Source organism: Phycisphaerae bacterium (genome assembly GCA_024102815.1).
In the GTDB taxonomy this organism is placed as follows: Bacteria; Planctomycetota; Phycisphaerae; order UBA1845; family UBA1845; genus JAGFJJ01.
This window is the reverse complement of record JAGFJJ010000049.1, coordinates 12460-34030: the sequence shown is the minus strand read 5'-3', so window position 1 is coordinate 34030 and position 21571 is coordinate 12460. Positions and strand designations below refer to the sequence as shown.

Here is a 21571-nt window from a genome sequence, read left to right as displayed (position 1 = left end):
GCCCAAGGCTGAATTGTATGCACATCATCCCCAGGTGACACGGACGATGCCGATGATCCATCGCGACCCTCAGGGCCCCGGCGATCCTCATATCACGCTGACAACCGATTTCGGCCTGCACGATCATTACGTCGCGGCGATGAAGGGCGTCATTGCGAGCATCGCTCCCGCAGCGCGGGTGACGGATATCTGTCACAGCATCGCCCCGCAGAACGTGACCCACGGAGGCTTTGTACTGTGGCAGGCGATGCGCTGGTTTCCGGCGGGCACGATCCACGTGGCCGTCGTCGATCCGGGCGTGGGTACGTCGCGGCGCATTCTCCTTGGACGCTACGGCGGGCAATTCGTGATCGCCCCGGATAACGGGCTGCTGACCTTCATTCACCGCGAGTTTCGGGCGGAGGACATGTTGGTCATCGAGAACCGAAATTACTTTCAGACTCAGCTTTCGATGACCTTCCATGGCCGGGATATCATGGCGCCCGTTGCGGCGCATCTGGCCAACGGCACGCCCCTGCACAATTTCGGACGTGCCACGGATCGCATCGAGGTCCTTCCGATCTCCTGCCGGGCGGACGTGACCGGAAAGAGCATTCACGGGCAGGTTCTTTACGTTGATCACTTCGGGACGCTCGTGAGCAACGTGCATCGTGAGCAACTGGAATCGCTGGGCCGACCGGGGCATGCGCTTCAGGTACGCTGCGGAGGGCGGAACATCGGCCCCCTCCGAAGCACATTCGGCGAAGTAGCGCCCGGCGCGTTGCTGGCCCTTGTGGGCAGCGCCGATCTGATGGAGATCGCGGTGAATTGCGGTCGGGCGGACGCGTTATTCACCGATTTGGCAGACGTCGTGGTCGAAGTGTCCTGAGCCCATCGGTCGGGCGGGTTCTCGGACGGCGCGGTTAACGGAATCTCGCGGGCGATCGTTCCGTAGGATCACGCCTCTCGGGATCGGGAATCGCCGTTTCTTTCCCGTGACATTGAAGATTTGGTCCAGATTAAACCACAGCCCCGGACTCACCGATCACTTGGTTAGGTCGGTCCGGGGAGGTTCCCCTTCACATGGCAACTGGCGCCGTTGTCGGTGATTGACCGGGTTTTAGTCGGAAATCTGTTTCCAAGGAGAGACACGAATGAACAACGCGACGCAGTTCCCTCAGAGCAACAACACGACGACGACCTGTGGCACGACGATTCCGTTTGACGCCATCAACGACCCGGGTTGCTACGTGTGCAACTGGTCCGGTCACCTGCTGCGGGTCCCCGAGGACGGCGTTGCGGCCGGTCGCTCGCCGCTGATCAACGTCATTGGCAAGGATCAGCTCTTCGTCACGAAGCTCAGCGACAGCCCGTACATCCCGGTGACGAAGGCGCGCATGATCGCCTGCAATCTGGACATCGCGGTGAACTTCTAAGAACGATATCCGGCGCGAGATGTGCCGGAGTTGATTCCGCGAAATGTAAATTCCGGCGGCGAATCTTCGGATTCGTCCGCCGGTTTTTTTTCGCGCCGGCCTTGGGCTCTCCGCACCATCCGTCGCGAAACGGCGCAGCACTTGTCCACCAACGAACCGGCGCGGCAGTGCTGATACGGGGGGCAGGGGAGTGATAAGGGGAGACGCGGGTGCCGCGGCGTCGCGGAGGCGCGCTTCAGATCGGCCGCGATGGGAGCCGACTCCTGCCGCTTGCGGTCAAGATCGGCGGCAATTTCTGCCGACATTCTGTGCAACGCATCAGGAGGATGCGAGAGCGGAGCCGCGCAGGGATGCTCGGAGAACGAGCATCAGGGACGGGGTGCCGCCAGGCTCAGGATGGGCGTCATGTCGGATTGGTCACAGCTCAAGAATCGCGCCCGGGGTCGATGGCAGGTGCCGCTCCTGCTCGCCTCGCTTGGCCTGCTGGGCGTCGCCGCATGGCGGCTTCGCCCCGATCCGCGGTCGTTGCCGCTCGACCGGGCCATTGTCTACCTCGAGACGCTCGAAGAGGGTGGACTGCATAACCGGGTCATTCAGCTGGCCGGGGCGCTGCTGGCAAAGCATCGCGAGCGCGGCGCCGATCTTGGACCCATCTACCGAATCTTGGCGCGAGCCGAGGCCGGGTACGCCAAGGAGGCGGGGGATTCCTCTCAGGCTACATGGGAGCGCATCGAGGAGCACTTTGCGGAGGCCGTGGCGGATAGGGAGCCGCTGACCGGACCCGATCTCGAGCTTCGCGGGTACGCCGCGGAGATGCGGGGTAAGCCGGCCAGGGCGGTCGAGTACTATGACGCGGCGCTGAAACAGGATCTGTCCGAGCCTTGGGAATTGCGGCGTCACGTGTTTCTGCTACGCCGGGATCGGCTGAACATCGACCCCGAAGCCCAACTCGACGAGCTCGACCGCTATCTTGCCGAGGTTCCCGAGCATCGACTGGAGGAGCGCCTTTGGGCTCTCGAGCGACAGATCGAGGTGCTCGATGATCTGGACCGCCTGAAAGAGGCCTCCACGCGGCTGGTGGCCGAGCGACCCCTGTTCGCGGGCACCGACCTGGAGCCCCGGATGGCATTTCTTGAAGCCCTGCTCCTCTACAAGTCGGGGCACTACGACGAGGTGGAGCGGCTGCTGCGGACGCTCCGCAACGACATGGACCGCCTGGACGAGGCCTATCCCATGACCGGCTGGTTGCTGGGCCGCGTGGTGCTCAGCGACGGGGGTCCGCAACGGCCGCAAGAAGCGCTTTCTTTCTTCGAAGACGTGATTCACACGCATCCCGGCAGCGTGTACGCGGCGGCAAGCCGTTTGGGCGCGGCCGAAGCGCTCGCGATGCTGCAACGCGACGACGATGCCATCTCGACCTACCAGGTCGCGCTGGAAGACCTGGATCGCCTGCGGGAACGGAGGCTGATCAATCGGGACGTCGTGCGGACCTCGCTGTCGGTGATGGCGGAGTCCAAGCGTCAGTCGGGGCAATTCGCAGCGGCATTGGGATATGCGGAGCTGGCTGCCAAGCTCGTTGACCGCGACGAAGTCCAGCAGGCGGTCGCGGTATTGGAGCCGCTCGCGCAATTGCAGGTTCTGAGTGCCGAAGAGCTCGAAGGTTCGGTGGACCGGCTTTATGACGCGGCCGACGCCCCGCCGGTGTCACGCCACGCGGAAAGCCGCCGGCTCTTCGAGCGGGCATCGGAAACCTACGGGGAAATCGCTCGCCTGAGCACGTACAACGAGGAGCGGTCGGCCTGGGCAAGCTGGCAGGCGGCGGAGCTCCTGGCGCGGGCGGGTCGCCTGACGGAAGCGGCCGAGCAGTTTGCCGCGTTCGCCCGCGAGCGTCCGACCAACCCCTTCGTTCCCCGTGCCCTGCTTCGCGTGGGTCAGCTCTATCAGCTCGAGGGCCGCTTCGAAGACGCCGTCGCGGCGTTCCAGGAATGCTACCGCCGCTTCCCACGAACGCTGGACGGCGCCCGCGCATTGGTGCCCATGGCGGCTTGCTACATCTCCATGGGGCCGGGCAACGAAGATCTTGCCGAGAAGACACTGCACGTCGTGCTCGAAGACTCCGAGGTGTTTACGCCCGAAGCGCCGGCCTTTGCCGAGGCGCTCTTTCTGCTGGGCGACGTCCTCAACCGGAAGAAGGACAACGAGCAGGCGATTGCCTATTTGACGGAGGCCATCGAGCGCTACCCCGACGATCCGCGCGTATGGCGGGCGCGGTACTTGCTGGCGGATTCCTACCGTCGCAGCGCGGGATCACTTCGCTCCGAGATGGATCAGGCCGCCGTGCCAAGCGAGCGCGATCGGCTGCGCGAGGAGGCGGCCCGCCGTTACGAGCGGGCGAGGCAACTCTACCGGGAGCTGATCGACGAGTACGAAGTCCGCTCGGCAAGCTCGCTGTCGCCGCTCGAGGCGCTGTACCTTCGCCATGCCTATCTCTATGAAGCCGATTGTCACTTCGAAACCCGGGACTATCCGAAGGCACTGAAGCTGTATGAGGACGCCGCCGGTCTGTACGCGGACCGGGTCAGTGCCCTCGCCGCCTACGTGCAGATCATCAACTGTCATGTGTTTCTGGGGCATCGCGGCGAGGCGCGGGCGGCCTTGGCGCGGGCCATGGTGCTGACCGAGACGATGCCGGAGGAGGCGTTCACGTCCAGCATCTCGCCGGAGACGCGCGCGGACTGGAAAAACTACTTTACCTGGCTTGGTGATTCGGGACTGTTCTGATGTACAGGAGTTGCCCATGAACGGCAAGCGCCACGGGGTTGTCGAACGTCGCGCCGCGATCGATCGCGTTATGAGTTTGCTTCGCAGGCAGGACGATCTGTTCGAGCGTCTGGAAGCGCTGTCGCTTCGCCAGAGAAACCTCGTCAGTGAGGATGACACGACCCCGCTGCTGGATGTCCTTGTGCAACGCAAGCGGGTTGTCGGAGAGCTCTCCGCGGTGCACGAATCGCTCGCGGCTGTGCGGCGCGTCTGGTCTCGCTTTCGAGAAGGTCTCGAGGGCGAGCAGCGCGGCGAAGCGGATCGGCTGGTCGCTTCGTCCGCCGCGAGGCTCTCCCGCGTGCTGGAACAGGACGAGCGCGACACGCATGTGCTTTCCGTCCGGCGAAGGGTGACAGCCACGGCGCTTTCCGCGGCACGTGCCACGGGCGAGGCGATTTCGGTTTACCGATCTGCGACCGGTGCGACCGCGGCCGGCCGACTGGATGAGGCGCAGTAATGACCACGACGATTACGGCACCGGCAGATCTGGCCCGGATCCTCGAGACGTACAACGACGTCACCGAGCGGCTCAAGCATTCGCACGAGCTGCTCACGCGCGAGGTGGCCCGACTGCGTGAGGAGCTGCACGAGAAGAACCGCGAGCTTGCCCGCCGCGAGCGCCTGGCGGCGCTGGGTGAAATGGCTGCCGGCGTCGCCCACGAGATTCGAAATCCGCTTGGCGGGATCGGGCTCTACGCCTCGCTGCTTGAAGGCGACCTTCGCGATCGTCCCCGGGAGCAGTCCGTGGCCCGGCAGATCCTCTCGGCCGTGCGTGGTACGGAGGCAATCGTTGAGGACATTCTCGCGTTCGCGCGGGGGGCGGAACCGAATCGACAGACCTGCCGGCTGGCGGGTGTCGTGGACGCGGCACTGACGCAGTGCGCCGTTCGGGCGGTGGAGGGCAAGGTTAACGTCGAAGTCGACCTTCGCCTGACTGGAATGGAGTTGTTCTGTGACCCGGCCCAGGTGGAAAGGGCACTGGTCAATCTCATCAACAACGCCATTGATGCCGCCGGACGCAGCGGCCGCGTGTGGGTCCGCGCCGGCGAGAACAAGCGTGATCCGCACCGCGCGGCGATCGTGGTGGAGGACAACGGACCGGGAATTTCCCCGGAACACCTCCAACGCGTGTTCGATCCGTTCTTTACGACGAAGGACAACGGCACGGGTCTCGGCCTGGCCATCGTTCATCGAATTGCCGAGCAGAACGGCGGTTCGATTTCGGCGACGCACCGTCCGGATGGCGGGGCGCGATTCATCCTGCTGCTGCCACGGGCAAAGGCGTGCAATCAGTCTTAGATGACAGGAGACGACGCGGTATGGCGACAATCTGCGTGGTGGACGACAAGGAGATTCTGCGGGAGAGCGTGGCGGCGACGCTGACACGCGAGGACCATCAGGTTACGACCTTTGCCGACCCGGCGGCGGCGCTGGAGGCCATCCGCCAGTCGCGCTTCGAGCTCGTGCTGACGGACCTGAAGATGCCGGGCATGGACGGGCTGGCCCTGGTTCGTGAGCTTCGCGCCTCGGGCTGCGACGTGCCCGTCATCATGATGACGGCCTACGCCACCGTAGGCACCGCGGTCGAGGCCATGCGCATCGGCGCCTACGACTATATCCAGAAGCCGTTCGAGGCTGATGCCCTTGTAGCGCTGGTGGAACGCGCTCTGGAACACGCCCGACTTCGCCGTGAAAACGAAGCCTGGCGCGTCTCCGTGCAGGACTGGTGTCCGAGTCGAGAGTTGATCGGCTCGTCCGCCACGATGCAGCGTCTGCGCGCCCAGCTCGATCGCGTAGCCGCCGGGCAGGGCACGGTGCTCATCACGGGCGAGTCGGGCACGGGCAAGGAGCTCGTCGCCTCCTATATCCACCGCCGCTCGCCCCGGGCGGATCGCCCCATGCTCTGTGTCAACTGCGCGGCACTGTCGTCCAACCTGCTGGAGAGCGAGATCTTCGGCCACGAGCGCGGATCGTTCACCGGCGCCGACCGCACCCGGAAGGGTAGGTTCGAGCTGGCCGACGGCGGGACGCTGCTGCTCGACGAAATCTCGGAGCTGGCCACCCCTCTCCAGGCCAAGCTGCTTCGCGTGCTCCAGGAGGGTCAGTTCGAGCGTGTTGGCAGCAGCACCACGCGGCAGGCCAACGTGCGCATCATCGCGACGAGCAACCGGGATCTTCGGGAGTGGATCGAGAAGAGACGATTCCGCGAGGACCTGTATTACCGGCTCAATGTCCTGCCTGTTCAGGTTCCGCCGCTGCGGGATCGAATCGAGGACATACCGGAGCTTGCGGAGCATTTCATCGCGCAAGCCGTCCGCCAGAACGGCGTTCACGCGCCGCGCGTTGCGGACGCCACGCTCCGAATCCTGCGCCAGTACTCCTGGCCGGGCAACGTGCGCGAACTGGAAAACCTCTGCCACCGCGCGGTAACGCTTGCCCCCAACGGGACGATCACGCCCGACCTCGTCGAAGGCTGGCTGGGCGGCGGCGTGCGCACGGCGCCAGGGCTCGGGACGCTGCGCGAGGGTCGCATGCTCGAGGACATGGAACGGCAGCTCATCGAACGAACCCTGGCGCAGTTCAACGGGCATCGTGCCAAGTCGGCCAAGGCCCTGGGCATGGGGGTCCGAACGCTGGGCATGAAGCTGAAACAATGGCGGGAGGAGTCCGAGCAGCATCAGCGGACCCAGGAGGCGGTGGAAGTCGGCGTCTGAATTGGGCGCAGGAACTGCGCCGGCGCAGGAACTGCGCTGCGCCAACAACGGAGAATCGTGGCGGACAGCGTCGTCACGGCGGGTTGAGCGGGGTGGCACGGGCGCTGCCCATGCAGCAACGCTTCGACGAGTGTCGCGGAGCCGCCTTCGAGGAAACGAGATGCTGATCGACGCCTTGGGCAACAGCAGTCCGATGGCAGCGCTCACGGCCACAATGGCCTTCAGCGAGGCACGACTTCGCGTGATCGCGGACAATGTTGCCAATGCGAACACCCCCGGATTTCGCGCCAGGCAGCTCGACCCGCGATCGTTCCAAGCGACGCTGGCCGAGGCACTGGCCGATCGCGGCGGGGACGAAACCCGCCCCCTGTGCCTGGACGGTGAGCAGGTGCGGACGAGCGCAGCAGGCTTGTTGGAAACGCGGCCTGAGGAAGTTCCCGTGGAAAATATTCTGTTCCACGACGGGACCAACGTTTCCATCGAGAAGGAAATGGCTGCACTGGCGGAGACCAGCATGACCTACGAGTTCGCCGCGACCATGCTGGGCCAGCGCTTCGACGGCCTGCGCAAGGCCATACGGGGAACGTTATAGAAGACGGCGTCGCGATCCGGCGGAGCCGGATGCACGCTTGCTTGGGAGGTTGAACAGGGATGTTCGGATCGCTCGATGTCAGCACCTCGGCGCTGGTGGCCCAGCGGACGCACTTGGACGTCATCGCGGGCAACATCTCCATGAAGGACACGGTGCGCTTCGAGTCGGGCGAGTACGTACCCTATCGCCGGCGCGTGCCGCTCTTCGCGGCCGGTCAGGCGGGCGACCCGACGAAACCCGGCGTTCATGTGGCTGCCATCGTCGAGGACCCGGCGCCGTTTGGGCTGCGATGGGATCCCGACAGTCCGCTGGCGGTTCGGAGCGGACCGCAGAAGGGATACGTGCGGAGCACGAATGTCGACGAGCATACGGAGATGGTAAACGCGTTGATGGTAACGCGGGCCTACGAAGCGAATGTCTCGGTAATCGAAGCGACCAAGGCGATGACCACGGCGGCCCTGCGCCTCATCGCCTGAAGGTCGACATGAAGGAAACCATCACATGGCCGACCCGGTTCAAAATGCAGCGATCCAAGGCCTGGCGGGAGCACGACCCGCGCCGCCGCCGCGCCCGCAGGGTCCGGTGAATGCGCCTCCGCAGGGAGCGGACTTCCAGTCGATCCTGATCGACAGCCTCAACAAGGTGGACTCCCTGCAACAGCAGGCCGACGAGGGTGTGCAGAAACTCGTCACCGGGCAGACGGACAATGTTGCCGAAGTGCTTGCGGCCGTGAACAAGGCGGGCGTCGCGTTCGACCTGCTCATGGAGGTACGCAACAAGCTCAGCGATGCGTATGAGGAAATCAAGCAGATGCGCGTCTAAGCGAATGTGGAATGAGGAAGTGCGGGCGAGTGAATCATCGAGGTAATGGCAGCGCGCCGTGATCGAACGACTGCGACAACTTTTCCAGCACATCACCGAGCAGTTGCGCGTGCTCAACGTCTCGCAGCGCGTGGCGATCGGCCTGTGCGCGGCGCTGATCGCCGGCTCCCTGCTCTGGTTGCTGCAGTGGTCCACGACGCCGGAGATGGTGCCCTTGGTCAACACCGAGTTCAACTACGACGAGATGAGTGCGGCCGAGGAAGCACTTCGGGCTAACGGCATCAAGTTCCATTCATCGGGAACGCGACTTTTCGTGCGTTCGGCCGATCGGCACAACGCGCTTCGCTTGATCCACTCCGCCGGGGCGCTGCCCGATGGCAGCCTCTTCGATATGGCTGCGGCCGTGAGCGATCAGAACCCGTTTCTTTCTCCCGAGCAGCGCGACTTCGCCTATAACTATGCCCGAGGCAACGAGCTGGCCAAGATCATCGGCACCACGCCGTTCGTGCAAAAGGCGTCGGTGATCATCAATCCGCAGAGCCGGCGCCGGCTGGGGATGCCGGCCGATGCTCCCACGGCGTCCGTCGACGTGACCCTCTCGCCCGGTCGCGAGATGAGCATGGACATGGTGGAGGGGTTCGCCAAGCTGGTTAGCGGGGCGGTCGCGGGGCTCAAGCCTTACGCCGTGACGGTGCGCGATTCCCGCAGCGGACGGTCGTACAGCCTGCCGCATCCCGACGACATCCTGAGCCTGGATTACCTCGACAACGTCAAGCGCAACGAGGAGCACCTGCGCTCCAAAATCGAGAACCAGTTGTCCTACATCCCCGGCGTACGTGTGCAGGTTGCTGTCGAGCTCGATGCCGCCCGGCGCAAGACCGAGGTATACAAGCACGACAAACCCCAGCCGAAGTCCGAAACGACCAAGTCATCGGAGTCATCGTCAGGCAGCCAGGCGTCCGAGCCGGGCGTGCAGAGCAACGTCGGCCTGGCGGTTACCTCGGGCGGGCGCGGACAATCGAGCACCACGGAAGACAGTACGACCGATTTCTATCCGCCGCAGCTTGTGGAAGCACAGACCGTCGAGGACATCCCCCTGTCGCGGAAGCGCGTGACCGCGGCCGTGGGCATTCCGCGCAGTTTCATCGCGGGCCTCGCCGCCAGAGGGCAGGGCTCGGACGACATCGCCGACGATGATCCGGCGTTTGTGAACGCTCGTGACAAACAGGTGGCACGGGTTCGTGCGGCCGTGGAGCGGATCATTCAGACCACGAGTCCGGAAGATGTGCAGGTCGACCTCTTTCCGGACATGACGTGGAGCGCCGAGACCGGAGGGTGGGCGCTGGTGGGCGCCGGCGGGACCGGTGGTGCGGCATCGGCGGATTCGTTGGATCTGCTGGGATTGCTCAAGGGTTACGGTCCTCCCCTGGGGTTGGGCGCTCTGGCCATGATGAGCCTGTTCATGCTCACGCGATTGGCGCGGCGGTCGGCGGAGCTGACCGCACAGAGCATGGTTGACTTCCAGGAGGCGAGCGTCGGCGAGGGTGAAGAGCCCTTTTTGGCGGTCGGGCCCGGGACCGTGGGGCAGGCCCAGCGATCGGAGAGCATGCTCACCGGACACGAGGTGGATGAGGGCACGCTCCGCTACCAGGAACTCAACGAGGAGGTCACCAAACTGGTCAAGGACGATCCACGCGCAGCGGCGGAGCTGCTGCGCCGCTGGATCGAAGACGACGATCGATAGCCCGGGAAGCACACCGGGCAGAACGTCCATGTTCATGAGTGGGGGTAATCGTGCCGGCTGAAGCGGTCAATACAAAGGGAAGAGCGTCCTCGGAGCTCGATCAGTTGAAGGGGCTGACCAAGGTCGCCATCTTCCTGCTCTCGATGGACCGGGAGACGGCCGCGGGACTGCTTCGGCATTTCGATCAGGACACGATCGAGGAGATCACCCGCGAAATCGCCCATCTCGACCGGGTAACGATGGACATGCGCGGCCACATCGTCGAAGAGTATTACAACCTCGCGCTGGCCAGTCAGTACCTCAAGCAGGGCGGCGTGTCATATGCCCGGACACTCCTGGAGAAGGTGCTCAATCCCGAGCAGGCCCGCCGCATCCTGCGCGTGATCGAACAGCAGGTCCACAAACAGCCGTTCTCCTTCCTGGCCAAGACGGATACCGAAAACCTCGCGACGTTCATCCAGGACGAGCACCCGCAGACCATCTCGCTGATTCTCTCGCACCTGCCGCCCAACAAATCCGCAGAGATCCTGGCGAGCCTCCCGAACGCCAAGCAGGTGGAGGTGGTTACGCGTATCGCTCACATGGACAACACGAACCCCGAGGTCATCAAGGAGGTGGAGCAGGGTCTGGAGATGCGACTTTCCGGCTTGGTCTCGCAATCGTACCAGAAGGTCGGTGGCGTGGAGTCGGTGGCGGAGATGCTCAACCTGGCCGATCGCGGCACGGAAAAGGGCATACTCGAATCACTCGAAGCCCAGGACCCCGATCTTGTCGAGCAGATCCGTCGCCTGATGTTCGTCTTCGAGGACATCATGCTGGTCAACGACAAGGGCATCCAGATGGTGCTGAAGGAGATCGAGAACGAGGAACTCGCCCTGGCGCTGAAGACCGCGAGTCCGGAGCTGGCGGACAAGATTTTCCGCAACATGTCCGAGCGGGCCGTGCAGCTTATCAAGGAAGACATGGAATACATGGGACCGGTGCGGGTCAGCGATGTCGAGTCGGCGCAGCAGAAGATCGTCGATGTGGTTCGCCGGCTGGAGGACACCGGCGAGATCATCATATCCGGTCGCGGCGGCGAGAAGGAAATGATCGTCTAGCCGCCGGCTCGTCCGGATCGAAAGGTTGTATCGATGGGTACGGTGATCAAGGCAGGAGAGGTCGGACCGGTCAAGCGGCGGCTCGCAGCCGTCGATTTGTCCGACCATCTTGCCGAAGCCAACAGCGTGATCGAACACGCCCATCGCCAGGCGGCGCAAATCACTGCTACGGCCCGCGAGGAAGCCCGGGCGATGCTGGATCAAGCCCGGCGGGAAGGTCACGAAGCCGGTTACCAAACCGGGCATGCCGAAGGAACCGATACCGGCCGTCGGGAGGCGTTCGAAAAGGCCACCCAACAGTTCACCGAGCAGCACGGCCGACTGGCCGCCGCCCTGGCGCAGGCCATCGAATCACTGGAATCCATGAAGGAGGATCTGCTCATCGCCGCAGAGCGGGACGTGCTCTCGTTTGCCGTGGACGTCGCGCGGCAACTGACATTCCGGATCGGAAGCCTCCACTCCGAATCGGCGGGCGCGAACCTCCGACGGGCGCTCGACACGGTCTCCACGCGTACGGACATCACCGTTTTCGCCAATCCGCAAGATCACCAAACGCTAGAGACGTTTGCTTCGCAACTCGCTGAAGCCGGAAAGACGGCCCGTCATATCGCGATCGTGAAGGAAGAAGGCATTTCGCCCGGTGGGTGCCGCGTGGAGGCGGGAGCGACTTCGGTCGATGCCACGCTGGAAACGCAGATCGCGGACCTCGTTTCGCTGCTCGTCGGCGAGGAGGCCCGCCGTGATTGAACTGTTCGCCCAGCAGCGCGATCTCCTGCGGCAGGGCAGTTGGCCGCGCATCGCCGGTCGTGTGGCGGAAGTTACAGGCCTGACCCTCGTGGCCGACGGGCTCCCCGCGCCGGTGGGCTCCCTCTGCCGCGTGGATCGCGCCACCGACGGCCCGCTGGAAGCACAGGTCGTGGGCTTCCGGGGTGAGGGTGCCATACTGATGACACTCCAGGAGCCGCTCGGCGCTCGCCCGGGCGACCGGGTAGAAACGCTGCCGCAGCGTCAGCATGTCCCTGTGGGTCGGCAGATGCTGGGGGCCATTCTCGACGGACTGGGCAGACCGATCGGCGGAAATACGGGCTTCACGGTCGAGGCGCATTATCCGGTCTATCGCGACGCACCGCCCGCCCTGGAGCGATCGCCTATCCGCGCGGCCCTGCCCACGGGCGTTCGCGCGATTGACGCCATGCACACCGTCGGCGGCGGCCAGCGCCTGGGCATATTCGCCGGAACCGGCGTGGGCAAAAGCGTGCTGATGGGCATGATCGCTCGTTTCACGGCCGCCGATGTCACCGTCGTGGCCCTGGTCGGGGAGCGCGGACGCGAAGTTGGAGACTTCCTCCGCAAGGAACTGGGCGATGAAGGGCTGAAACGCTGCGTGATGGTGATCAGCACGTCGGATGAATCACCCGTGCTGCGCGTGCGCGCGGGCTTTGTGGCCACCGCCGTGGCGGAGTATTTTCGCGATCTGGGCCGGAACGTGCTGCTCATGATGGATTCAACGACGCGCATGGCCATGGCCCAGCGTCAGATTGGGCTTTCCGCCGGCGAGCCCCCCACAACGCGCGGCTACCCACCCAGCGTTTTCGCAATGCTGCCGCGGCTTTTCGAACGCAGCGGACGGACCCGCACCGGCAGCATCACCGGACTCTACACCGTGCTCGTCGAAGGCGATGACATCAACGAGCCGATCTCCGACGCCATTCGTGGCATCCTCGACGGGCACGTCTGGCTGGCCCGCGATCTGGCCAACCGTGGCCACTTCCCCGCGATCGCCGTGCTCGACAGCATCAGTCGTGTCATGGTTGACGTCGTGGATGAAGAGCAGGTTGCCGCGTCCCGCGAGGTACGACGCGTGCTCGCGGTGTGGCGGGATATCGAGGACCTGGTCAATGTCGGCGCCTACGCGCCGGGAACAAGCGTGGAATTCGATGTGGCTGTGAAACTTAAACCCGCCATCGACATGTTTTTGCGTCAGGACATGAGAGAGCGGGCGGAATTCGATTCGACGGGATCGCGACTCAAGGAACTGGCGGCTCAGATCCAGGCTGCGCGGACGCAGCTTTCGGCGATGAGGAAATCGGCCGGTGGCGCGAGCGGTCATGTGGCACCACGCGTCGCCTAAGGGACCATTGTCATGGCGGGACGTTTCCGCTTTCGTCTGGAGGTCGTTCAGCGCCTGCGGCAAGTCGCCCGGGATCAGCAGCGCCGCGCACTCGCCGAGGCGATCGCCGCCGTGCAGACGTCCGAGAACTACGTTGACGACCTCAACCGCAGCCTTCGTGATTCGCTCATGCACGCATCGACGCAGCGGCAAGGCGAAAGTCTCGATCTGTCCGCCCTTCGAGCCGAACAGCGCCACCGCGCGTGGCTGCATGAACAACTGCACTTGGCCGGCGAGCGCGTCGTCCAGAGCCGCGCGGAACTTCAGCGGCAGCGGGAACTGCTGGCCGAGGCGACAAAGAATCTCCGCGTGATCGAGAAGCTCCGCGAGCGACGCTGGAGGCGACACCGGGAAGAAGTTCAACGGGAAGAGCAGGCCGTGGACGACGAAGCCGCCGCGAGCGTTGTACTTCGCCGCGTGCAATGGGAGTCCCGGAGCCGGTCCTAATCGACCGAAGCGGAATCGCACATGATCAGCCAGCCCTCGCTATTTCGACGCCTTTATGATTCGGTGGCGCTGTTTGCGCTGCTGAACCTGCTCGTCTTCGGCGGGCTGGGGGCGTACGCGATCTTCGCCGGGGGAATTTCGCCGGAGAAGGTCCAGGCCATCGTGGCCGTGATGCGCGGGGCGAAAGTGGCGGGGCCCGATGTGCCGCAACCGCCTGGGGAACCGTCAGCGCCGTCTGAGATGGAAACCGAAGCGGCTGCCGTCCCTGCGGACGCGGAGAAGATCGAAATCATGCAACGTGAAGCGGAGCGCATCAAGGAGGAGCTCCGCCAGCGCCTGGCGCTGAACAACAGCATACTCCTGCGAATCCAGGCTGAACGGGAAGCGTTTGAAAAGGAACAGGCCGAGGCGGCAAAACGCGAAGCCGAAGCTGCCCAGGAGCGTGATACGGAGGGCTTCCGCAAGCAGATCGAAATCCTCGAAGGGCTTAAGCCCAAGGCGGCTGTTCTGCATCTTCTGGGTCAGGGCGATCCCGACGAAGCGGCGCGCCTGCTCGTCGAGATGGAAACGCGCAAAGCGCAGAAGATCGTGCAGGCTGCGACGGAGCCCGGACAACTGCAGCGCATGATGATCATTCTCCAGCGCATGCGCGAGGTGTCTCCGGAAAAGTCAGCGGAAATCTCAGGGGGAGAGTCCGGTCCATGAGCGGCACCGCAACAGCGCTGACCTATCGCGGTGCGCCATTCGACGCACCGGCGAAGTCTCCGTGGACGAAGCCGCGCGGCAGCGACGAGCGCGAGGTGCCGATCCCCGCCGACGGCGATACCTTTGCCGGGTTGCTCAATGCCGTGAGCGTGTCACCGACCAGCACGCAGGCCGTTGAAGTCGGCGGCGCCAAGGGCATGTTCGAGGCGCCCGCGAAAGAGGGCCGGCAGGGCCGGCTGGAAACGCTCACCAGCGATGCGCGCGCAGATGCACTCAGCGGCCGGGCGGATGCACGATTTGAACAGGCCAGCGTCACCGCCCGACGGAAGGCGAGCGTGGCTTCGGCGGAATCTCGGCTCCCAGACTCGGCAGCGACGCCATCGGCGCTCGACTCATTTGGTGTCGGTTTTCAGAAAACGGATCGAGGATCCGCAGTTACCCAGGATGCGGTTCAGCCCGATTCTCAACCCGCACCGAGGCTCGATGCCGGGAGAGTAGTGCCGGGACCGCGGCAGGATACGCCCGGCCTCCGTGGGCGCGCAAATCAGACATCACCAATAGCGAACTCCGGGACGCATGTTGGCTCTCAACCGGCGGCAGAATCGACGACGAGTGTCACGCCGTCGGCATCGTCTTCTCCGACCACCCAGACTTCGCTGACAAGACCGGCCCAGCCCGCCGGGCAAATCGCTCAGATCCTGGCCGGTCGCGGTGAAGGTGAGACGGGCCGGACCACAGCTTTTTCACCCGGTCCGGGAGCACAAGACGCCCGCTCGTCGAGCACCTCGCGCGAATCGTCAGCGTCGAAGTCGACCGGCGAGAGCGACCGGCCCGGCAGCTCGTCGCAGTCGAAGGAATCTGGCGAGCCACTGCGTCCCGGCGCCTTCGATGACCTTGTCCGCTCGATTCGTCTACGCACGGCCGACCGATTCTCCTCCGCCCGGTTGCACCTCGACCCGCCGGAACTGGGCCGAATGCGCGTCGACGTCCGGCTGGAAGGCGATGCCCTTCAGGTCGACGTGCACACCGAAACCCCCGAGGCGCGCAACGTCGTGCATGAGCGCATCAACCAGCTCCGGCTTGCCCTGGCGCATGCCGGCGTGACCGTCGATCGAATCGATGTGAACGTGAACCCGAACCCCGCGACCGCGGACTTTTCCGCGGGCGGATTCGACTCCGGCGATGTTCGTCAACGCGAATCGTCAGGCGAGGGACCGCGCGGTGCGCGGAGCAGTGACGAAAGCAAGGGAGCGGAGGTTTCCCGCTCGGTTATGGAAACGGGATCGAGTCCGACGAACCCGGCATGGAGGCGGATCGATATTCGAATCTAGGACGGCGCGACGCAGACGTTCTCAGCGACAGCGAGTGAACGGACGCCCGCCGATCGGTAAAAGGAGCGACCAACGTGCAGACCCCCGCGGTATCAGAAACGACGACGAGCACGCCGAGCGCCAGCCGCGCCAGCGGATTTGAGGATCTCCGCAGCGAGGACTTCCTCAAGCTGCTCATTACCCAACTGACGACCCAGGATCCCCTCGAACCGACCGGAAACGAGGAGTTGCTCCAGCAGATTTCCTCCATTCGCGATATTGAACTCTCCACGAGCCTTACCGATTCGCTCAAGTCGCTCACCGGACAGCAGCGTTACGCTTCGGCTGCGGCGCTCATCGGCCAGCACGTGACGAGCACGCCCGATGAATCGGGCCAGGCCTTCGGCGGCGTGGTGACCGGCGTTCGCTTTGATGCTTCGGGTCAAGCGCTGCTCCGGCTCTCCGACGGCACGGAAATGCCGCTGGAGCGCGTGGGCACCGTCGTCTCGGCGCTGGAGGCGGCGCGTCTCCTCATAGGAAAGATCGTCACGGGTGTCGATCTCCGCGATCCGTCAAAGCCGGAAGCGGTCGAAGGGTTGGTAACCACCGCCCGTCAGGACGACACCGGCGACGTGGTTTTAGAACTGGACACCGGAGAGTCGCTCCGATTGCGCGACATCATCAATGTCACGGCCGCCGGCGAGGTCTGATGGTTCGACCGGCAACCGCCGACCCCGCATGATGTCGCGATAGAGTGTACGGAACGAGGCAAAGAAGGGTCACGCATATGTCACTGAGCGGAGCCATGCTGACCGGGTTCACCGGGATTCAGAGCAACAGTGTTGCGGTCGATGTGGTCGGCGACAACCTCGCCAATCTCAACACCACGGCGTTCAAGGGTCAGCGGACGCTGTTCGAAACACTGTTCTACCAGACGCTCTCCGAGGGCGAGGCGCCGAGTGACACCTCCGGAGGCGAGAATCCGGAGCAGGTCGGACGCGGCGCTACGATCGCGACGATCCAGCGTAACTTCGGGCAGGGCAACATCGAGAGCACGGCATTTCCCAGCGACCTGGCCATTGAAGGCGAGGGCTTGTTCATCCTCAACGGGCCCGACGGCACACCCGTCTACACCCGTGACGGTGCCTTCCGGCTGGACAACACGCAGACGCTCCGGTCTGCCGAGGGTAACGCCGTCCAGGTCTTTCCGGCCGACGACGCCGGACAGATTAATCCGTCGAGCTTGTCCGACCTCGTGATTCCTCTCGGCTCGACCGGGCCGGCGATTGCCACCACCGCCGTGGAGATGAACGGCCAACTCAACAGCACGACCAACATCGCCACGGCCGGTGCCGTCGTAACGTCCCAACCGCTGATGACCGCGTCCGGCGCCGCCACGACGACCACAGCACTGACCGAGCTGATCGATGACAACGGCCTGCCGCTGTTCGCCTCGGGCGATGAACTCGCCATCAACGCGAGCAAGGGAGGCCTCGCAATTCCCGAATCGACGTTCGTTGTGGGCACGACCGGCAACACCGTGGGTGATCTGGCCGGGCACCTGGAGACCGTGCTCGGGATCAACACCGACCCCGCCACCGGCGGCGTGCCGGGGGTGGCCGTCGGCGACGGAACCACCTGGCCCGCCGGGTCCCTCGTCCTCCAGTCCAACTTCGGCGAGATCAACGCGGTCGCGCTCGACGCCGGTTCGGTCGTGAACCGTACGGGAGTTGTGCCTTCCCCGCTTTCGTTCTCGACCGTCGAGCCCGCCGTGGGCGAGGGCGTGACCACCAGCTTCCGCGTCTTTGATTCGCTAGGCAATCCCGTCGATGTTCGTCTTCGCGCGACGCTCGAGTCGAAGTCGGACACCGGCACTGTCTGGCGGTTCTACGCTGAGTCCATTGATGACACCGATCTGTCACCAGTCCTCGGAACCGGGACCATCACCTTCGACGCCAACGGCCAGTTCGTCGCCTCGACCGGGACACAACTCGACATCGATCGGGCGGGAACCGGCGCGACGACGCCGCTGACGTTCGACCTGGACTTGTCCGCCTTGACCGGATTGGCTTCGGCCGACGGCGATTCGCAACTCATCATGGACAATCAGGACGGCGCCCCGGCCGGTATCATGACCGGGTTCTCCATCGATGAGTCCGGTGTGGTCACCGCGGCGTTTTCCAACCAGCAGACGCAGGTCCTCGGGCAGGTGGCCCTGGCAACCTTCATCAATCCGCAGGGCCTGGTAGCGCTGGCCGAGAACCTGTTTGTCCCGGGCGTGAACTCCGGTGATCCCCAAGTCATCGAGCCGCGAACCGGCGTGGCCGGTTCGATCCGCGCCGGCGCCTTGGAGCAGAGCAATGTCGAGATCGCCCGGGAGTTCGTCAGCCTGATTCAATCCTCCACGGGAATCTCGTCCGCCGGACGCGTGGTGCGCGTGGCCGATCAGTTGTTACAGGAGCTGTTGCTCATCGTCCGCTGACGCGGCGCCCGGCGAATCGTACGGCATTGGAGAGAATCGACATGGTAACCCTGACCCGGCTGGACAAGCGCGTGATCGTGCTCAATGCCGACCTGATCAAGATGCTCGAGGCGACGCCGGACACGATCGTGACGCTGATCAACGGGGATACGCTGATCGTTCGAGAATCGGTCGAGGAAGTCGTCGATCGGACCATCGAGTACCAGCGGCGGGTTCGTGGCTTGCAGGTGGTATCGTAGGGGCTCTTATCGGACGTAAACGCAGCGCGGGGGCAATATCGATTCCTTCGGAAACCCCGCGGCCTGCTTCAACCGGCGGCGATCACCCGGTCGATAGACTTCTGGAGTATGCAGTCAACGGTTCTACTCCCAGCGCGGACTTTTCATGGACATCGCGACAATTATCGGTCTGGTCATGGGTTGCGGGCTCATCACCTGGGCTATTCTTAGCCAGACCGGACTCAATACGTTTGTTGACCCCCCCTCCATCGCCATCGTCTTCGGCGGCGCCACCAGCGCTGCGCTGATCAGCTTTCCGATCCGCAACGTCATCGGCGTCGCCAAGGTGGTCAAGACCTGCTTCTTCTCCAAGGCGCGGGATCCGCACGTGCTCATCTCCGACATGGTCCGCTACGCCGAGGTTGCCCGCCGTGACGGCATCCTGGCTCTGGAGAACGTGACCCAGACCATCACCGATCCGTTCCTCGTCTCGGGCATTCAGATGGCCGTGGACGGCACCGATCCCGACCTGATCGAGAACATCATGATGAACGACCTCGAGGCCGTGGAGCAGCGCCACGCCGAGGGGAAAGCCCTTTTCGACAACCTCGGCAAGTACGCTCCGGCATTCGGCATGATCGGTACGCTGATCGGCCTGGTCATCATGCTCAAGAATATGTCCGATCCCGAATCAATCGGTCCGGCCATGGCCGTCGCCCTCCTTACCACCTTCTACGGGGCCTTGCTGGCCAACCTGATGGCGCTTCCCATGGCCGATAAGCTTGCCCTTCGCAGCCGGGAAGAGCTGCTGCTCAAGATGATCGTCATCAAGGGGGTGATGGCCATCCAGTCGGGCGATAACCCGCGCATCGTGGAACAGAAGCTCAAGACATTCCTTCCCCATCGGGCTCGCTTCAAGGGTGAGGAAGCAGGTCGGGAATCGGAAGCTGCCTAGGAACTGCCGTGGCTCGCAAGAAACCGGAAACACCGGCCGGCGCCCCCGAGTGGATGGTGACGTACAGCGACGTCATGGGACTTCTGTTGTGCTTCTTCGTCATTCTCGTCTCCATGAGCGAGATCAAGAAGGACGAGCGCTTCCTGGAAGTCATGGAGTCATTGCGCCGGGCGTTCGGCGGGCACGTCGGCACTGTCGGAGCCATCCCCGTCCAGCAGCCGCCTCAGAACTCGATTATCGCCCGCCTTCTCGAGATCGACGTCCCCGAGCTCTCCGAGGTCAAAGGGGACACGGACGAGGTCGGCATCAAGGGCAAGAACTTCCGTGTCACGAACGTGCGCGACGGGCTCGAAGTCGTCGTCGGAGGCCTGATCGCTTTCGATCGCTTCAGCGCCACGCTGAAGCCCCAGGCCCGGGATTTGATTGCCCAGACCGCCGAGCGAATTCGCGGGTACAACACCAAGATTCTCATCCGCGGGCACGCCACCAACGAGCCGCTTCCGCCCGACTCCCTGTACAAGGACGCCAGCGACCTGTCCTACGCCCGGGCCCGTGCCGTTGCCGATGAACTTGTACGCAGTGGCGTCCGCAGGGAGCGCCTCGCCCTTGTGGCGGTGGGAGATTCAGAGCCCCTTGTCCGCCAGGCGTACACCGAGCGCCGCCGGGCACTTAACCGACGCGTGGAAATCCTGGTCACGGAAGACCTTGTGGAAGATTTTGCCGGCTCCACCCAGGAGCAGGACATGAACCAGGAGTCCTCCGATGGCCGCTGAACCAACGTCGACCGAATCTGCGGCGCCGCCGAAGACGAGCAAGAAGGGCAAGCTGATCCAAGGCGGTGTCATTCTGGCATTGATGGCCGTGGAAGGCGTGGCGATTTTCTATTTTGCCAATTCGCTGAGCCCCGCCCCCACGAGTGCGCAGGGCGCGATGGTGGCCGGCCGGTCAAGCGAGGCCGAAGCGGCGTCCGATACTGGGAAACTCTCCGAGATTGAAATTGCGGAGTGCCGCACCAGCAATGGGGCCTCGGGCAAGCTGGTCTACTTTCAGGTGAAAGTTGTGGCCCTGGTGGACCCCCTCCGCCTGGAAGACGCCAAGAAGCTGATCGAGGCCAACAAAGGAAGGATCCAGGATCGCATCAACTTCGTTTTTCGAAGCGCAGATCTTGCGCATCTGGCCGAACCCAATCTGGACACGATCAAGAGAAGGATTAAGTTCGAACTGGACAGAATCCTGGACGATCCCAAGCTGGTGCAGCAGGTCCTCCTGCCCGATTTCACACCATCCGGAAACGGCCTTTGATTATCGGGCTCGGCGGCAATGCTCCGATAATACCTGCGGGAGTGGACGCGGACGGGCCGCGCCCCCGGACTTTTGAGGTGACGCGCCGATGCCGACTGGCGGAATGGACGACGCCTTCGGAGCGGAGGGCTTCTCGCAAGAGGAGATCGACGCGCTGCTTTCCAACGCGGGTGGAGAACCCGCGGCCGATCCGCCGCGCAAAGAGCCTCCGTCCGAGGAAGCCTCCGGCGGATTCAGCCAGTCCGAAATCGACGCCCTGATGAACGGCGGCGATTCTCCGGAAGACGGTCCCGAGCCTGCCGCAGAGGCTTCGACGGAACCCGACGAGCGGCTCGATTCCATGGGCCGCCCGTTTGACGCCGCCGCGGCCGAGATGCAGGCCGCCATCGAGGAGGAGCGACGCGCGGCCGCGAAAGCGGCGCCTACGGCAAGCGCGGCACCTCCACCGCTCCCACCCGATGCCCGGCCGCCTCACCTGGCTGATCTCTCCGGCGCCGCGTCCGCGACGTCCGAAGAGATAAAGCGCGTTACCATGCTCAGCGACGTGAATCTTCGGGTGAAGGTACAGCTGGGCAAGACGCGCATGCTGATTGAGGACGTGCTGCAACTCGGCGAGGGCAGCGTTGTCGAACTCGACAAGTTGGCCGGGGATCCCGTCGATGTGCTCGTGAATGATCGTCTCGTCGCTCGCGGCGAGGTCTTGGTGCTCAACGACAGCTTTTGCGTGCGGATCAGCGAAGTGGTTTCGCAGGATCCGCACCGCGTAACCGTGTAG

23 protein-coding genes are annotated in these 21571 nt (G+C 64.1%); all 23 read left to right on the top strand.

Features of this window, described 5'->3' with window-relative positions:
- Positions 1–52 precede the first annotated feature (52 nt).
- The 23 genes from J5J06_13000 (at position 53) to fliN (ending at position 21571) form a co-directional block, all read left to right on the top strand.
- A complete protein-coding gene (locus tag J5J06_13000) occupies positions 53–868 on the top strand; it encodes an SAM-dependent chlorinase/fluorinase (protein MCO6438003.1) in 816 nt (271 codons plus the stop codon).
- 265 nt (positions 869–1133) lie between these two features.
- Positions 1134–1415, top strand: coding sequence for a hypothetical protein (locus J5J06_12995; protein ID MCO6438002.1), 282 nt, complete (start codon positions 1134–1136; stop codon positions 1413–1415).
- 405 nt (positions 1416–1820) lie between these two features.
- Positions 1821–4196, top strand: coding sequence for a tetratricopeptide repeat protein (locus tag J5J06_12990; GenBank protein ID MCO6438001.1), 2376 nt, complete (start codon positions 1821–1823; stop codon positions 4194–4196).
- Between the two features lie 16 nt (positions 4197–4212).
- Positions 4213–4692, top strand: a complete 480-nt coding sequence (locus J5J06_12985) for a hypothetical protein (GenBank protein MCO6438000.1) — start codon at positions 4213–4215, stop codon at positions 4690–4692.
- Positions 4692–5534: an ATP-binding protein gene (locus J5J06_12980; protein ID MCO6437999.1), complete on the top strand. Its 843-nt coding sequence runs from the start codon at positions 4692–4694 to the stop codon at positions 5532–5534. The genes J5J06_12985 and J5J06_12980 overlap by 1 nt, the downstream gene beginning before the upstream one ends.
- 20 nt (positions 5535–5554) lie before the next feature.
- On the top strand, positions 5555–6949 hold the full coding sequence (locus J5J06_12975; protein ID MCO6437998.1) for a sigma-54-dependent Fis family transcriptional regulator: 1395 nt from the start codon (positions 5555–5557) through the stop codon (positions 6947–6949).
- Positions 6950–7109: 160 nt separating this feature from the next.
- Positions 7110–7541, top strand: coding sequence for a flagellar basal body rod protein FlgB (flgB, locus tag J5J06_12970; GenBank protein MCO6437997.1), 432 nt, complete (start codon positions 7110–7112; stop codon positions 7539–7541).
- 59 nt (positions 7542–7600) lie between these two features.
- Positions 7601–8017 (top strand): flagellar basal body rod protein FlgC, encoded by a 417-nt coding sequence (gene flgC, locus J5J06_12965; protein MCO6437996.1) that lies wholly within the window; start codon positions 7601–7603, stop codon positions 8015–8017.
- A 25-nt stretch (positions 8018–8042) separates the two neighbouring features.
- Positions 8043–8363: a flagellar hook-basal body complex protein FliE gene (gene fliE, locus J5J06_12960; protein MCO6437995.1), complete on the top strand. Its 321-nt coding sequence runs from the start codon at positions 8043–8045 to the stop codon at positions 8361–8363.
- A gap of 58 nt (positions 8364–8421) precedes the next feature.
- Positions 8422–10107 (top strand): hypothetical protein, encoded by a 1686-nt coding sequence (locus J5J06_12955; GenBank protein MCO6437994.1) that lies wholly within the window; start codon positions 8422–8424, stop codon positions 10105–10107.
- 50 nt (positions 10108–10157) lie between these two features.
- Entirely contained in the window at positions 10158–11207 is a 1050-nt protein-coding gene (gene fliG, locus J5J06_12950; protein ID MCO6437993.1) for a flagellar motor switch protein FliG, read from the top strand.
- Between the two features lie 33 nt (positions 11208–11240).
- Entirely contained in the window at positions 11241–11954 is a 714-nt protein-coding gene (locus tag J5J06_12945) for a hypothetical protein (protein MCO6437992.1), read from the top strand.
- A complete protein-coding gene (locus tag J5J06_12940) occupies positions 11884–13338 on the top strand; it encodes a FliI/YscN family ATPase (protein ID MCO6437991.1) in 1455 nt (484 codons plus the stop codon). The genes J5J06_12945 and J5J06_12940 overlap by 71 nt, the downstream gene beginning before the upstream one ends.
- 12 nt (positions 13339–13350) lie before the next feature.
- Positions 13351–13824, top strand: coding sequence for a flagellar FliJ family protein (locus tag J5J06_12935; protein ID MCO6437990.1), 474 nt, complete (start codon positions 13351–13353; stop codon positions 13822–13824).
- A 21-nt stretch (positions 13825–13845) separates the two neighbouring features.
- The gene (locus J5J06_12930; protein ID MCO6437989.1) at positions 13846–14529 is read left to right on the top strand and encodes a hypothetical protein; all 684 of its coding nucleotides are present in this window, start codon (positions 13846–13848) and stop codon (positions 14527–14529) included.
- Positions 14526–15860 carry a flagellar hook-length control protein FliK gene (locus tag J5J06_12925; protein ID MCO6437988.1) on the top strand — a complete coding sequence of 445 codons (1335 nt, stop codon included), beginning with the start codon at positions 14526–14528 and terminating at the stop codon, positions 15858–15860. The genes J5J06_12930 and J5J06_12925 overlap by 4 nt, the downstream gene beginning before the upstream one ends.
- A gap of 74 nt (positions 15861–15934) precedes the next feature.
- A complete protein-coding gene (locus J5J06_12920; GenBank protein MCO6437987.1) occupies positions 15935–16549 on the top strand; it encodes a hypothetical protein in 615 nt (204 codons plus the stop codon).
- A gap of 77 nt (positions 16550–16626) precedes the next feature.
- Complete coding sequence (locus J5J06_12915) at positions 16627–18321, top strand: flagellar hook-basal body complex protein (GenBank protein ID MCO6437986.1); 1695 nt, start codon at positions 16627–16629, stop codon at positions 18319–18321.
- 41 nt (positions 18322–18362) lie between these two features.
- Positions 18363–18560 carry a flagellar FlbD family protein gene (locus J5J06_12910; GenBank protein MCO6437985.1) on the top strand — a complete coding sequence of 66 codons (198 nt, stop codon included), beginning with the start codon at positions 18363–18365 and terminating at the stop codon, positions 18558–18560.
- 145 nt (positions 18561–18705) lie between these two features.
- The gene (locus J5J06_12905) at positions 18706–19494 is read left to right on the top strand and encodes a MotA/TolQ/ExbB proton channel family protein (protein ID MCO6437984.1); all 789 of its coding nucleotides are present in this window, start codon (positions 18706–18708) and stop codon (positions 19492–19494) included.
- An 8-nt stretch (positions 19495–19502) separates the two neighbouring features.
- Positions 19503–20267 (top strand): flagellar motor protein MotB, encoded by a 765-nt coding sequence (locus tag J5J06_12900; protein ID MCO6437983.1) that lies wholly within the window; start codon positions 19503–19505, stop codon positions 20265–20267.
- Positions 20257–20796: a flagellar basal body-associated FliL family protein gene (locus J5J06_12895; protein ID MCO6437982.1), complete on the top strand. Its 540-nt coding sequence runs from the start codon at positions 20257–20259 to the stop codon at positions 20794–20796. The genes J5J06_12900 and J5J06_12895 overlap by 11 nt, the downstream gene beginning before the upstream one ends.
- An 88-nt stretch (positions 20797–20884) precedes the next feature.
- Positions 20885–21571: a flagellar motor switch protein FliN gene (gene fliN / locus J5J06_12890; GenBank protein ID MCO6437981.1), complete on the top strand. Its 687-nt coding sequence runs from the start codon at positions 20885–20887 to the stop codon at positions 21569–21571.